We start from the raw sequence: 13,329 nt of genomic DNA on the forward strand, positions 1-13,329 counted from the left end.
CGGCGGTGTCGCATATACCTGCCATCGGTATATGCTGCCGGTCATGACCGATGGACCCCTGCGCGAGCCGACGTTCCTGGTCCTCACCGCGCTCGCCGAGCGCCCGCAACACGGCTACGCCGTGATCGAGGACGTGGCCCGGATGACCGACGGCCGCGTACGGCTGCGCGCCGGCACCCTCTACGCGGCCCTCGACCGGCTGCGCACCGAGGGACTCATCGAGGTCGACCGCGAAGAGGTCGTCCAGTCGCGGCTGCGCCGGTACTACCGCCTGAGCGGCCTCGGCGAACAGCGGCTGGCTGCCGAGACCAGCCGCCTGCGCCACCAGGCCACGCTCGCGGAGCGTCGCCTGAGCGCCCGCCGCCACCTGGGGGGTGCGCCCGCATGAGCCCGCTCGAGACCCGCTACCGCCGGCTGCTGGGGGCGTACCCGGCGGAGCACCGCCGCGTCTACGCCGACGAGATGCTCGGCGTGCTCCTGGCCGGCGCGCGACCCGGCCAGCGCCGCCCCGGCCTCCGCGAGGCCGCCGACCTGCTGTGGTCCGGCATGCGCACCCGAGCCGGCCACGGCGCCCGCGCCCTTCGCGGCCCCGGCTGGCGAGACGCCGCCGGCGTGACCGCCCTGCTCGGCGCCGCCCTGCTCACGGCCGCCGCCGCCCGCCGGCTCGTCAGCGCCCTGATCCTCACCCAGGAAACCCCCCACGTTCCGGCCGCCGGCCTGCTGTCCGACGTGGCCGCGCGGACCGCCGTCTGGCTGGCGGTCCTGATCGCCGTCGCCGCCGGCCTGCGCCGCACCGCCGCCGCCCTGGGCATCGGCGGCCTCATCGTCGAGATCGCGGCGATCGTGGCCTGGCTACCCGGCGAACCCCTGCGCCCGATCCGCATGTCCTGGGCGCCGATGCTGGCCGCCCTGGTCGCCGCGATGCTGCTGCTCGCCCGTCGCGGCCGGCCTCCCGCCCGCGTCCTGGGCACCGCCGGCACCCTGCTCACCCTGACGCCGGCCGCCATGGCACTCTGGGGCGCCATCGTCACCCTGAGCGCCGCCCCGCGGGCGCTGATCGGCTCGCTCGCCACCACCCAGATCCTCGGACTCGTCACCGTCCGGGACGCGCTGCTCGTGACGGCGGCCGCCCTCGTGATCGCAGGCCTGCGGCACGCCGAGCCGAGCGTCCGGGGCCGGCTCGCGGTCCTCCTCGCGCCGCTCGTAGCGATCCCCGCGGCGCAACAGCTCATGGAATTCCTGGTGGGACTCCGGTACGGCCCCGACCTGACGGTCGGCCTGGTGACGGCGGACGTCCTGTTCCTGACCGGTGTCCCGCTGCTGGCGGCATCCGCGGCAGCCACCGTCCGCCATGGACAGAAGTCCTTCACCATCACGGTACGGCGCCGCGACGGGTGACGAACACGTACTCCCGCCCGGGCCGATCCGGCGCCTCCCGAACATCCAGCACCCGGAATCCGCAGGCGTTCAGGCCCTCCTCGACCTCATCGCGCTCGGCGGAACCGCAAGGTCGAATCGGAGACGACCACGGAGCCGCCGGTGCGGAACCGGTAGGTGAACCGGAAGGAGACCAACGGCAGCTCGACGGCGGTGAGGGCGAACGACTGCTCGACCGGTCCCACGACGTCGCGGACGACCGTACCCATGTCCGCAGCCCACTCCTCCCACGCCCGGTAGCCGGGCCGCCGGGTCTCGAAGACGAAATGGCCCCCGGGCCGGAGCGCGCCGCGAACACCACGCAAGGCCGCCAACCAGTCCTCATCGGTGAGGAAAACCTGCGCGACATTGCCGGTCATGACAGCGAGATCCGCATCGCACGCCGGCACGCCGGCGGCATCGCCGACCTGCCACTCGACGGCCGCGGCGCCATCCTTCGCCCGGGCAACCTCCACCGACGCGGCCGCCGGATCAAGCCCGATGACGGTACGCCCGGAGCGAGCAAGCACCACAGCCAGCGATCCGGTCCCGCAGCCCACATCAACCACCCGCCGGGCCCCCAGCTCATCGGCGATGGTCAGCTAAGCGGCCAGATCTCCCCGATCACCGTCAAAGGCGTCGTAGACCGCGGCCAGCCGGGGATCCGCAAAAATGGCATCGGGCACACGCCGACCCTAGGCCGAGCTCCACGGCCCACCGGGGAAGACCACCATCGCGATCGACGCTGCGTTGGAGGCCGCGGTGGGGCGTGGATGCGGTGATCACCCGGAACGGATCACCTTCCTGAGCAGCTTGGCCCGCATAGCACCGCCCGGAAGCCAAGACCTTCGCGAATCACCGGAGAAGTATTCGTCGATTCCTAGAAGAGCGTGTCCGGTTGGGCCGGCGCCGGCTCGGGCAGGGGTTCGAGCCGGGGCAGTCGCGCGCGTACTTCGTCGTGGAAGCGGCGGGCCAGCGCCGGCGCGTCGGCGTTGTCCGGGGTGTGGATGAACACCGTCGGAGAACGGCCTTCCCGCAGCCACTCCGTGACCGCGTCGACCCAGTGACGCCAGCCCTCCACGGTCCGGTCCGGGTCGTCGCGGCCGAGGTAGCGGACGATCGGACGGTCCGTGAGGGCCAGCGTACGCAGCGGCATCCGCGGCTTCTTGGTCCAGGCGTCGCGTTCCATGTCGCTGGTCGGCGGGCTGCGGAACAGCGCTGTCGTGTCGAACGGCACCCATTCCGCGGCGACGGGGGCCAGCGCCTTCTCGAGCGTCGTGGTGGCGTTCGCGTCGTCGAAGAATGCGGGGTGGCGCACTTCCACGGCGTACCGATGAATGCGGGGTAGGTGGGCCAAGAACGCGGCGAGCGAGGTTGTGTCGGCGGGGGAGAAGGTACCGGGTAGCTGGATCCAGACGGCATGGGTGCGCGGGCCGAGCGGTTCGATCGCTGCGAGAAAGGTACGCAGGTCCTCGTCGGCGCCGACCAGGCGGCGTTCGTGCGTGATGCGCTTGGGCAGCTTGATCACGAAGCGGAAGTCGGTGTCGGTCTGGGCCGCCTACGTCTGCACGGTTTCCCGCGACGGTGTCGCGTAGAAGGTGGTGTTGCCCTCGACCGCGTTGCACCAGCCGGCGTACGCCCGCAGGCGCTCCTGGGGCGGCAGAGGGTGCGGCACGAAACGGCCCTGCCAGGATTTCAGATTCCACATCGCGCATCCGACGTGCAGGCGCATGAATGTCGGCCCTTTCCACCCGCTTCGTCGCGACGTTACCGCACCACCGCCGAGAGGCCTCGCCGCGAATTGATGATCTCTCTGTCAGTTACCCCGGGCCCGCCGTGGCGTTTGACCCACGAGAGGCTGTTCGCGAAGGTTGTGGGGGTTGCACGAGTGAGCCGGGAGCAGCTTGTCGGACCCGTGGTCTACGGTCAGCACGTGCCTGAAGAGCCTGCTCTCCCCGCGCCCGGCGAACCGGGCGGCCCCGGTCCGGCGCCGACCGGCTCCGCCGCCGACCCGCCGGTGCTGACGGCTGCACCGCCGCCCGACGGTCCGCCGGCCGGCGAGGGTGCGCCGGAGCAGGCCGACACGGGCAAGTTCACGGTACGGCTGACCAACTTCACCGGCCCCTTCGACCTGCTCCTGCAGCTCATCGGCAAGCACAAGCTCGACGTCACCGAGGTTGCGCTGCACCAGGTGACCGACGACTTCATCGCGTACATCCGGGCGATGGGCGACGACTGGGATCTCGGCGAGGCCAGCGAGTTCTTGCTGGTCGCGGCCACCCTGCTCGACCTCAAGGCCGCCCGGCTGCTGCCCGCCGCCGAGGTCGAGGACGAGGAGGACCTCGCCCTGCTCGAGGCCCGCGACCTGCTGTTCGCGCGGCTCCTGCAGTACAAGGCCTTCAAGGAAGCCGCCGCCCACATCGCCGACCTCGAAAGCACGGGGGCCCGGCGCTGGCCGCGCGCGGTCTCGCTGGAACCACGGTACGCGGAAGCGCTGCCCGAACTGGTCCTCGGCGTCGGCCCGGAGCGGCTGTTCAAGCTGGCGCTCAAGCAGTTCGTGCCGAAACCGGGGCCGCCGCAGGTCTCGATCGCCCACATCCACCAGGTGCGGGTCAGCGTGCGGGAACACGCCAACCTGATCCGCGAACGGCTGCGGCGGGCCGGCACGTCGACGTTCAGCCTGCTGGTCGCCGACTGCGAGAACACCCTCGAGGTGGTGGCCCGCTTCCTGGCGCTGCTCGAGCTGTACCGCGAGGGGCTCGTGGACTTCGAGCAACCGGTGTCGCTGGACGAGCTGACGATCAGGTGGATCGGCGGGGACGACGCCGGGCCGGACCTCGACATCGACGACTACGAGGGCAGCAAGCCTGAGCCGGACACCGCGGCAGCCGAGCCGGACGCCGCGGCAGCCGAGCCGGACGCCGCGGCAGGCGAGCCGGACGCCGCGGCGGGCGAGTCGGACGGTGCGGCCGAGCCGGAGGCCGCGGCAACGGAGCCGGACGCCGCGGCAACGGAGCCGGAGGCCGCGGCAGGCGAGCCGGACGCCGCGGCGGGCGCGTCGGACGGTGCGGCCGAGCCGGAGGCCGCGGCGGGCGAGTCGCATGGTGCGGCCGAGCCGGAGTCCGGCGGCGGGTCGGTCGCGGACGATGACGGGCGTGATCAGGACGATCCGGAGGCCGCGGCCGCACCGGAGGATTCATCGGAAGAGGACGAGGCATGACCGACGAGCGCCCTGACTCCCTCGCCGCCCAGGCGGCCTCCTGGGTTCCCCCGTGGGAACGCGCTCAGCGCCCGCCGGATCCCGCGTACGCGGCAGCGCACCGGGTGGAGGACGAGGACCAGCTGCTGTCCGAGGAGCTCGACGCGGCCGGCTCGGCCGACGAGGAGCTCGACGCGGCCGGCTCGGCCGACGAGGAGCTCGACGCGGCCGGCTCGGCCGAGGCAGACGGCTCGGCCGACGAGGATTTCGCCATAGCCGGCTCGGGTGAGGTGGAGCGGTCAGGCGAGGATTTCCCCGCAGCTGGCTCGGCCGGTGCTGAGTGGCCGGACGACGACTTGGACCCAGCGGGCTCAGTCGGCGGGGAGCGGTCGGGCGACCCCGCCGGAACCGCGTTCGCGGAAATGGGCGCCGGCGAGGATGACGGGTCGGCGCAGGGCGACGGGCTCGCGGCGGCGGCCGTTTCGACCGCGGCACGTGCCTCCGCTGAGGGCGCCGGCTCCGGTGGCGTCGAGGGCGTCGGTCCGGATGGTGACGAGGGCGCCGGTTCGGTCGATGATCTCGGGTCGGCCGGTGGCGATGAGGTGCCGCCGGAGCTTCCGCCGGTTCCCGGGGAGGTTGAGGGGCCCGCGACCGTCGACGCTCCGCAGGAGATTCCCGGGGAGGGCGAACTCGATCCGACCGACGTCGGGGTCGGGCCCGAGTTGCCGTTGCCCGGGGCGATCGAGGAGGCCTCGGAGCACGAGGACGAGTCGTCGCCGCTGGTGGATGCCCCGCTGCCGGTCGGTGGGGACGACGCCGGGGACGTGGTCGATCGCGCTGCGGACGACGAGGTCGCCGATGGCGGGAGCGGGGCCGGGTCCGGGATTCCTGCTCAAGGCCGTCGAGTCAGGGCAGGGGGTGCTGCTTCTGGGGAGCCGTCGACCCGTACCGAAGAAGAAGTAGAGCTCAAGCACCTCGACGACGGTGAGTTGCGGGCGGCGCTCGAGGCGATTCTGCTCGTCGTCGACGAGCCGGTGGCGGAGATGCAGCTGGCGCAGATCGTGGAGCAGCCGACCGAGCGGGTAGCGGCCATGCTCGAGGACATCTCGGCGCGGTACACGGCGGCCGGGCACGGGTTCGACCTGCGGCGGGCCGCGGGTGGGTGGCGGCTTTACACGCGGCCGGAGTACGCGCCGTACGTGGAGCGGTTCGTGCTGGACGGGCAGTCCGTGCGGCTGACGCAGGCCGCGCTGGAGACCCTCGCGGTGGTGGCGTACAAGCAGCCGGTGACCCGGTCGCGGATCTCGGCCATCCGCGGTGTGAACTGTGATGGCGTGATGCGTACCCTTGTCACGCGCGGCCTCATCGAGGAATGCGGCACCGAGGGCGAGACCGGGGCATTCCTGTATCGGACCACGGCGCTGTTCCTCGAAAAGCTGGGCCTCAACTCGGTGGACCAGCTGCCCCCGCTGGCGCCGTTCCTGCCCGACGATGTGGAAGAAGTGCTCGATGCCTCAGGCTGATCCGGACAATTCCGTACGGCTGCAGAAAGTCCTGGCAACCGCCGGAGTCGGATCCCGGCGCGCCTGCGAAGATCTGATCTTCCGGCGGCGCGTGACCGTCAACGGCCGGGTGGCCAAGCTCGGTGACAAGGTCGACCCGGCGACGGCGGAGATCCACGTCGACGGGCAGCGCGTCGTCACCGACACCAAGCTGGTGTACCTGGCGATGAACAAGCCCCGCGGCGTCGTCTCCAGCATGGACGACGAGAAGGGACGCAACGAGCTCGCCGACTTCCTCGGCACGTTCGAGCAGCGGATCTTCCACGTCGGCCGGCTCGACGCCGACAGCGAGGGCCTGCTGCTGCTCACCAACGACGGGGCGCTCGCGCACAAGCTGATGCACCCCTCGTACGGGGTCTCGAAGACGTATCTGGCCGAGGTCGCCGGGCCGCTGCCGCGCAACGTCGGCCGGCGGCTGCTCAGCGGCATCGAGCTGGAGGACGGGCCCGCCAAGGTCGACGCGTTCAAGCTCGTGGACGCGATCGGCAAGACGGCGCAGGTCGAACTGACCCTGCACGAGGGGCGCAAGCACATCGTTCGGCGGATGATGGAGGAGGTCGGGCACCCCGTGTCGCGGCTGATCCGTACGGCGGTGGGACCGATCCGGCTGGGCGACATGCGGCCGGGTGGATTCCGCCACCTGTCCAACGCCGAGGTGGGCGCGCTCTTCAAGGCCGTGGGGGAGTAGCAAGCGCTTCTGCCACGTACGGATGTCATATCCGGGTGGCAGAATCCCGGTCGTGAACGGTGATCTCCGAGTGCTGAGCGGCGGCGACGGGGAGCCGTTGCTGATCCTGCTGCACGGTCTGGGCGCGACCGCCGACGTCTGGGCCGGCTGGCGCCCGACGCTGGCCGACCGGTGGCCCGGGCGGTGGGTCGCGCCGGACCTCCCCGGACACGGCGGGTCCGCGCCGCTGCCGGAATACACGTTCGAGGCCCTGGCCGCCGCGGTGCGGCCGCTCGCCGAGGCCGGTGACCGGACGGTCGTGCTGGGGCACTCGCTCGGCGGTGTCGTCGCCCTGGCTCTCGCCGCCGCCGGTGCGCCGGTCACCGTGGTCGCCGGTCTGGGGATCAAAGTCGCCTGGAGCGACGAGGAGCTGGACCGTGCCCAGGCGATGGCCCGGCGGCCGGTGACGTGGTTCGGCTCGCGGGACGAGGCGGCGGCCCGGCACCTGCGAGTCTCGGGGCTGTCCGGGCTGATCGACGACGGCGACCCGGCCGTGGACGCCGGCCTGTCCGAACAGGACGGCCGGTGGCGGCTCGCGCTGGACGGCAGGGCCTTCGGCGTCGGGGCTCCCGATGTAGCGGGGCTGGTGACACGCAGCCCGGCGGCGGTGATCCTGGCGCGTGGCGAGCACGATCCGATGAATACGGATGAGCAGCTGGCGGGGTTCGGCGTACCGGTCGTCACCCTGGCCGGGCTGGGTCACAACGCGCACGTGGAGGACCCGGAGCGGTGCATGACACTGCTGGACGAGATCACCGCCGCGGACCGTCCAGGAGCCGGTCGAGACCACGGATGAGCCGCTCGGTGATGTTGTATCGGGCTGGCGGTCGTTCGCGGGCACGGCGCGGCGGGAACGCGTTGTGGGCCGCTTGCCGTGCTTCGGGTCCCGCTTGCGGCTTCCAGGGCGACGAAGCCGAGCAGGTGGACGACGATGAGGTGGCCGGCCCTCGGTGTCGACCGGAATTGAGGTCGGCTTACCGCCACTTGGTCACTGCGGGCTAGCTCTCCGCAGCTACGCATCGCGTCTGCACGGATGAAGATGCCCCTTGAAGCGTGTGCATGGTCAGACCGGAAACGGCAGAGATGATCACGCGCTCGCGTGTGGTGACGGCCCATGCACTCTTCGAGGACCAGGCGGATTTGACCGGATACCCCTTCCGTTGCTCGGTGTGGTGTCCCGACGTCGCTGAGTTCACCGGCAGCCACAATGCGTGCGCGGTCCTTGCGTCGTCGTCCGTCCTCCTGAACCACTTGCGGAGAGTGACGGGGACTCTGCAGAGCCCGGCTGCGGAGATGGTCCCGGGCCGGTTCCGAGCCGATGCCGTTCTGGTCGGCGGTCTGTTCCTGCTGCTCACTGCCGGGGCGGCCCTCCTGGCGCCGGTCGCCTTGCGGCTCTCGCGGCTCGCCCGGCCGAGCCGGGTGGCCCGGATGGCACGGGTGGCAGGTGGCTCGGCTGGCTCGCTCGGCTCGCTCGGCTCGCTCGGCTGGCTCGCTCGGCTCGCTCGGCTGGCTCGCTCGGCTCGCTCGGCTGGCTCGGCTCGCTCGGCTGGCTCGGCTCGCTCGGCTGGCTCGGCTCGCTCGGCTGGCTCGGCTCGCTCGGCTGGCTCGGCTCGCTCGGCTCGCTCGGCTGGCTCGGCTGGCCCGGGTGGCTCGGGTGGCGGCGTGGCCCGGGTGGCTCGGGTGGCAGGGTGGCCGGGGTGGCCCGGCTGGCCCGGGTGGCTCGGGTGGCTCGGCTGGGTTCGGGTGGCTCGGCTGGGTTCGGGTGGCTCGGCTGGGTTCGGGTGGCTCGGCTGGGTTCGGCCGGTTCGGCCGGTTCGGCTGGTTCGGCTGGTTCGGCTGGTTCGGCTGGTTCGGCTGGCTGGGCTGGCTCGGGTGGCAGGGTGGCTCGGCTGGCCCGGGTGGCCCGAGTGACTGCGGGCATCGGCGTTGCGGCGGCTGTCGTTCAGGTCGTGGGGCTGCTGCGCTGGCCGCTGGTCGTGCCGTTCCTCGCCGGCGTCGTGACCGGTCCGGCCACGTCCCCGGCGGGCCGGCCGGGTGCGGTGGAGAGCTTCACCACGCGTGCACATGATCCTCGGTGAGGCGGGCGGTTATGCGCTGACCGCGGCCCGGACCGTTCTGATCGTGATCGCGTTGCGGAGTGCGGCTGGATGGATCGGATGGTCGCGCGGCTCGGGGTGAGCTGCGCGCCGATGATCCTCGCCGGTCTGCTCGTGCCGTTCGGTGCCGCGGTGGCTGTCGGGGTGATGCGGCGCCGATGAGGGTGGAGACGGCGGGGCGCGGGGCTTGGGCCGCTGGGAGTGCTGGGGCAGGCACCCTCCGGCGACGGCCTGCGTGCCTGCGTGCCTGAGTGTGGCGGCGTGGCCGTGCCATCGAGGTTCCGGCGTGGCAGCCTCCCGCGGGGCTCGGCGGCTGGATATGGCTGGGAGATTGCGTGTGACTGGATGGCGGCGGCTGCGGCTGGGTGTGTGCGTCCGGCCGTGGTGGGACCCGCTCGGCCCGGGGCCCGGTGTGGTGTCCGCCTCATGCCCGGCCTCTGACGCCGGTCGGTGGTCGCTTGCGGTTGGGTCGGGGTGGTCGCCGTACCTCCGGAATGCGACCCGGCACCGCACCCGGGTGCGGAATACGACCGGCCCGGCCACGCTTGTGCCTCCGGGCGAAATCCTGTCGGAGGGACCGGGCACAATGGGGAAGGTTTCTTCCCCCGACCTTGGAGGTAACGGTGGCGCAAGCAGTACGGCCCGAGCGGTGTGTGGTGGCCGTCGACGGTCCCTCGGGATCGGGTAAATCCACCGTTTCCCGGCGTCTCGCCATCGCGATCGACGGCGTCTACCTCGACACCGGCGCGATGTACCGGGCCATCACCTGGGCCGTGCTCCAGGCGGGCGTCGATCTGGCGGACGCCGACTCGGTGCTCAAGATTGCCCAGGAGACCGACCTCTCGATCGGCACCGACCCGCGCGCGCCGCACTTCGAGGCCAATGGGGTTGACGTCGACGCGGCCATCCGCGGGCCCGAGGTCACCGGCGCGGTCTCGGCCGTCGCTGCGATTCCGCAGGTACGCACGATGCTCGTGCAGTTCCAGCAGGACATCATCTCGGGCGCGCCGCGCATCGTCGTGGAGGGCCGTGACATCGCGTCGGTCGTGGCGCCGGACGCCGACCTCAAGGTCTACCTGACCGCGTCGGCCGCCGCCCGCGCCCAGCGCCGCAGCGCGGAGGACGCCACCGACGTCGCCGCGACCGAGGCCGACCTGGCCCGGCGCGACAAGCTCGACTCGTCGCGGGCGGTCGACCCGCTGCGGCAGGCCGACGACGCGACCGAGCTCGACACCACGGGCATGGGGATCGACGACGTCGTGAACCGGCTCCTCGACATGCTCAACAGCAAGGTGAGTTCGTGACTGACTTTCCCGTCGATCTCTCCGAGTTCGACGACGTGACCTTCTCCGACGGCTCGACCCCCGACGGGGACGAGCCGGCGGGACCCCAGCCGATCGTGGCGGTCGTCGGCCGCCCCAACGTCGGCAAGTCCACCCTGGTCAACCGCATCATCGGCCGCCGCCAGGCAGTGGTCGAGGACGTGCCGGGCGTCACCCGCGACCGGGTCCCGTACGACGCGCAGTGGAACGGCCGCCGCTTCACCGTGGTCGACACGGGCGGCTGGGAACCGGACGCCAAGGACCGCGCCGCCGCGATCGCCGCCCAGGCCGAGATCGCCGTCCAGACCGCCGACGTGGTCGTGTTCGTGGTCGACGCCACGATCGGCTCCACGGACATGGACGAGAAGGCCGTCCGCATGCTCCGCCGCAGCGCCAAGCCGGTCCTGCTGGTGGCGAACAAGGCCGACAACCAGGCCGTCGAACTCGAGGCGACGTCGCTGTGGTCGCTGGGCCTCGGGGAGCCGTACCCGGTCTCCGCCCTGCACGGCCGCGGCTCCGGCGACCTCCTCGACGCCATCCTCGCCGCGATGCCCCCGGCGCCCCCGATCATCGAAGGCGGCCCCCGCGGCCCCCGCCGAGTGGCGCTGGTCGGCCGCCCCAACGTCGGCAAGTCCTCCCTGCTGAACCGCCTCGCCCGCGAAGAGCGAGCGGTGGTCGACTCGGTAGCCGGCACCACCGTCGACCCGGTCGACAGCCTGGTCGAGATGGACGGCGAAGTCTGGCAGTTCGTCGACACCGCAGGCCTCCGCAAGCGCGTGAACCAGGCGTCGGGCACCGAGTACTACGCCTCCCTGCGCACCGCCGGAGCCGTCGAAGCCGCCGAGGTAGCCGTCGTCCTCCTGGACGCGGCCGAAACAATCAGCGAGCAGGACCAGCGCGTCCTCACCCAGGTCGTCGAAGCCGGCCGCGCCCTGGTCATCGCCTTCAACAAGTGGGACCTGGTCGACGCCGACCGCCGGTTCTACCTCGACAAGGAAATCGACCGCGAACTCAAGCGCATCCCCTGGGCCATCCGAGTCAACATCTCCGCCAAAACCGGCCGAGCAGTCGACAAACTAGCCCCGGCGATCCGCCGAGCCCTCGCCAGCTGGGAACAACGCATCCCGACCGGCGCCCTCAACCAGTGGCTGACCGCCCTGACCCAAGCCACCCCCCACCCGGTCCGCGGCGGCCGAGCGCCGCGAGTGCTTTTCGCGACGCAGGCCGGAGTCGCCCCGCCCCGCATCGTGCTGTTCACGACCGGGCCGTTCGACGCGGGCTACCAGCGGTTCGTGGAGCGCAAGCTGCGCGAGGAGTTCGGCTTCGAGGGGAGCCCGGTAGAGGTGTCGGTCCGGCCGAGGAAGAAGCTGGGGCCGGGCGGGCGAGGCAAAGCGCACGGGTGACGACCCGGCATGCCGGTGTGAAACCGGTTGAGGGACTGGGGTAGGGTGATGGTGTTGCCGCGCACTGGGGATCCGGGGCGTGGCATCGGGCTGTAGCGCAGCTTGGTAGCGCACTTGACTGGGGGTCAAGGGGTCGCAGGTTCAAATCCTGTCAGCCCGACCAGCGTTTTGAAGCCGTTGGCGAGGACGAAAGTCCTGGTCAGCGGCTTTTTCTATGGACGATCGTCGCTCGATCAAGATCGCTCTACTGGATCTTGTGGTCACAGGCGTGGTCACAGGCAGGCCTACCGTGGATGAGGTCAGCTCAGCTCTGTGACCACGGGGGCGCCCAGATGACCGTCGGCTCGTACAAGACTTCTACCAAGACGCTGTGGTTCTTCGTCGTCGACCTGCCGCCCGGTGACGACGGGAAACGGCGCCAGTACAAGCGACGTGGATTTCCTAGCAAGACGGCTGCGGAGAAGGCAAAAGCCGAAGCCCGGAAAGCCTACGGCGAGGCCAGCATCGGCGCGGACGGCAGTGTCGCAGCCGAACTGACCGGCTGGCTGTCGGAACGCGAACTCGACATCGAAGAAACCACTCTCGACAACTATCGCAACCTGTTCCGGATGTACGTGATCCCGCACATCGGCGGCCGGCAGCTTTACAACCTCGACAAGCGGACAGTCCAGGACTTCTACAAAAAGCTGCTGAAAGAAGGCGGCTCCGGAAAGAAGCCGCTGTCGCCGACCACGGTCCGCACCGTGCACCGCGTCCTCATGAAGGCGTTCCGGGATCTCGGTATCGAACTAGGCTCCGTCCGCCAGCCACGCCCGGCCGAACGAGAGGACCACGGCCGCAAAGGCGTGTGGACGCCGAAGGAATCGAAGCAGTTCCTCACGTTCCATCGCGACTCACGGCTGTACGCGGCCTGGGCGCTCGCAGTAGTGGCCGGGACCCGGCGCGGGGAGATCGCCGGCCTGCGCTGGTCGAAGGTTGATCTCGAAATGGGGAACGTCTACATCCACAGCCAGCGCACGATCTGCGGCAACAAGGTCATCGAGAAGTCGCCGAAGGGTAAGAGTCGGCGCCCGATCGCGATCGGCCCTGCGATGGTGCGCGTCCTGCGCGAGCACAAGGCCCGCCAGGACGAGGAGAATGCCGCTGCCGGGCTGCTTTACCATGACTACGGATATGTGTTTCCCCGCGAAGACGGCGAACCCTACTACCCGCGGTACTTCACCGATCGCTGGGAGGACGCGTGCACGGCGGCCGGTGTTCCGGTCATCGTGCTGCACGACGCCCGGCACACCTCGGCGACAGCCGGAGCGGACGCTGGCGTTCCCGAGCACGTCATGCAGAAGCGGCTCGGCCACGCCGACGCCCGCACCACGCGCGAGATCTATACCCACGTCCTTCCCGAGAGTGAACGTAAAGCCGCCGAACTGATGGACTCCGCCCTCGGCGAAGTTGCCAACTGATCGCCCGTTGGTCAGCTTCGGACGGCTGGGGACAGTCTCGGACAGCTGCCACTGTCATCGTTGTTGTGATGCGCTGAATCAAGGAGCAGACCTCACGGCACGTCCCACAGGTGACGACGAATGCGACGCCGCGCGGCGCGTGTC

11 protein-coding genes, 1 tRNA gene and 1 pseudogene are annotated in these 13,329 nt (G+C 71.0%); 11 read left to right on the top strand and 2 right to left on the bottom strand.

The genetic code is table 11. The features are described from left to right. The first annotated feature begins 43 nt into the window (after positions 1-43). Both ACIBO8_RS25355 and ACIBO8_RS25360 read left to right on the top strand, forming a co-directional pair. Positions 44-388: a PadR family transcriptional regulator gene (locus tag ACIBO8_RS25355; protein ID WP_396117785.1), complete on the top strand. Its 345-nt coding sequence runs from the start codon at positions 44-46 to the stop codon at positions 386-388. Next, positions 385-1,398, top strand: a complete 1,014-nt coding sequence (locus ACIBO8_RS25360; protein ID WP_396117786.1) for a hypothetical protein — start codon at positions 385-387, stop codon at positions 1,396-1,398. Before ACIBO8_RS25355 ends, ACIBO8_RS25360 begins: the two co-directional genes overlap by 4 nt. 86 nt (positions 1,399-1,484) lie before the next feature. On the opposite strand, the gene ACIBO8_RS25365 is transcribed toward ACIBO8_RS25360, so the two are convergent. Continuing rightward, complete coding sequence (locus ACIBO8_RS25365) at positions 1,485-1,949, bottom strand: class I SAM-dependent methyltransferase (RefSeq protein ID WP_396117787.1); 465 nt, start codon at positions 1,947-1,949, stop codon at positions 1,485-1,487. Positions 1,950-2,296: 347 nt separating this feature from the next. Further along, positions 2,297-3,124: pseudogene (locus ACIBO8_RS25370) on the bottom strand (DUF72 domain-containing protein). Between the two features lie 225 nt (positions 3,125-3,349). On the opposite strand from ACIBO8_RS25370, the gene ACIBO8_RS25375 reads away from it, so the two are divergent. The 9 genes from ACIBO8_RS25375 (at position 3,350) to ACIBO8_RS25415 (ending at position 13,185) form a co-directional block, all read left to right on the top strand. Further along, entirely contained in the window at positions 3,350-4,636 is a 1,287-nt protein-coding gene (locus ACIBO8_RS25375; RefSeq protein ID WP_396117788.1) for a segregation and condensation protein A, read from the top strand. Positions 4,637-5,217: 581 nt separating this feature from the next. Beyond that, the gene (gene scpB, locus ACIBO8_RS25380) at positions 5,218-6,138 is read left to right on the top strand and encodes an SMC-Scp complex subunit ScpB (protein WP_396118211.1); all 921 of its coding nucleotides are present in this window, start codon (positions 5,218-5,220) and stop codon (positions 6,136-6,138) included. Beyond that, positions 6,107-6,865 carry a pseudouridine synthase gene (locus tag ACIBO8_RS25385; protein ID WP_396117789.1) on the top strand — a complete coding sequence of 253 codons (759 nt, stop codon included), beginning with the start codon at positions 6,107-6,109 and terminating at the stop codon, positions 6,863-6,865. Before scpB ends, ACIBO8_RS25385 begins: the two co-directional genes overlap by 32 nt. Before the next feature lie 52 nt (positions 6,866-6,917). Next, positions 6,918-7,700, top strand: a complete 783-nt coding sequence (locus tag ACIBO8_RS25390) for an alpha/beta fold hydrolase (protein WP_396117790.1) — start codon at positions 6,918-6,920, stop codon at positions 7,698-7,700. A gap of 1,111 nt (positions 7,701-8,811) precedes the next feature. Continuing rightward, positions 8,812-8,982 carry a hypothetical protein gene (locus ACIBO8_RS25395; RefSeq protein WP_396117791.1) on the top strand — a complete coding sequence of 57 codons (171 nt, stop codon included), beginning with the start codon at positions 8,812-8,814 and terminating at the stop codon, positions 8,980-8,982. 641 nt (positions 8,983-9,623) lie between these two features. After that, positions 9,624-10,304 (top strand): (d)CMP kinase, encoded by a 681-nt coding sequence (gene cmk / locus ACIBO8_RS25400; protein ID WP_396117792.1) that lies wholly within the window; start codon positions 9,624-9,626, stop codon positions 10,302-10,304. A gap of 35 nt (positions 10,305-10,339) precedes the next feature. Next, the gene (gene der / locus ACIBO8_RS25405) at positions 10,340-11,725 is read left to right on the top strand and encodes a ribosome biogenesis GTPase Der (RefSeq protein WP_396118212.1); all 1,386 of its coding nucleotides are present in this window, start codon (positions 10,340-10,342) and stop codon (positions 11,723-11,725) included. Between the two features lie 86 nt (positions 11,726-11,811). Next, positions 11,812-11,888, top strand: a tRNA-Pro gene (locus ACIBO8_RS25410). Positions 11,889-12,057: 169 nt separating this feature from the next. Beyond that, positions 12,058-13,185, top strand: a complete 1,128-nt coding sequence (locus tag ACIBO8_RS25415) for a tyrosine-type recombinase/integrase (protein ID WP_396117793.1) — start codon at positions 12,058-12,060, stop codon at positions 13,183-13,185. Positions 13,186-13,329: the final 144 nt, after the last annotated feature.

The sequence above is a fragment of the Actinoplanes sp. NPDC049681 genome, from assembly GCF_044465265.1.
In the GTDB taxonomy this organism is placed as follows: domain Bacteria; phylum Actinomycetota; class Actinomycetes; order Mycobacteriales; family Micromonosporaceae; genus Actinoplanes.

What these genes read in the sequence shown, in the direction of transcription:
- ACIBO8_RS25355 (WP_396117785.1), top strand. Translation starts at nt 44, where the DNA reads ATGACCGATGGACCCCTGCGCGAGCCGACGTTCCTGGTCCTCACCGCG.
- ACIBO8_RS25360 (WP_396117786.1), top strand. Translation starts at nt 385, where the DNA reads ATGAGCCCGCTCGAGACCCGCTACCGCCGGCTGCTGGGGGCGTACCCG.
- ACIBO8_RS25385 (WP_396117789.1), top strand. Translation starts at nt 6,107, where the DNA reads ATGTGGAAGAAGTGCTCGATGCCTCAGGCTGATCCGGACAATTCCGTA.
- ACIBO8_RS25415 (WP_396117793.1), top strand. Translation starts at nt 12,058, where the DNA reads ATGACCGTCGGCTCGTACAAGACTTCTACCAAGACGCTGTGGTTCTTC.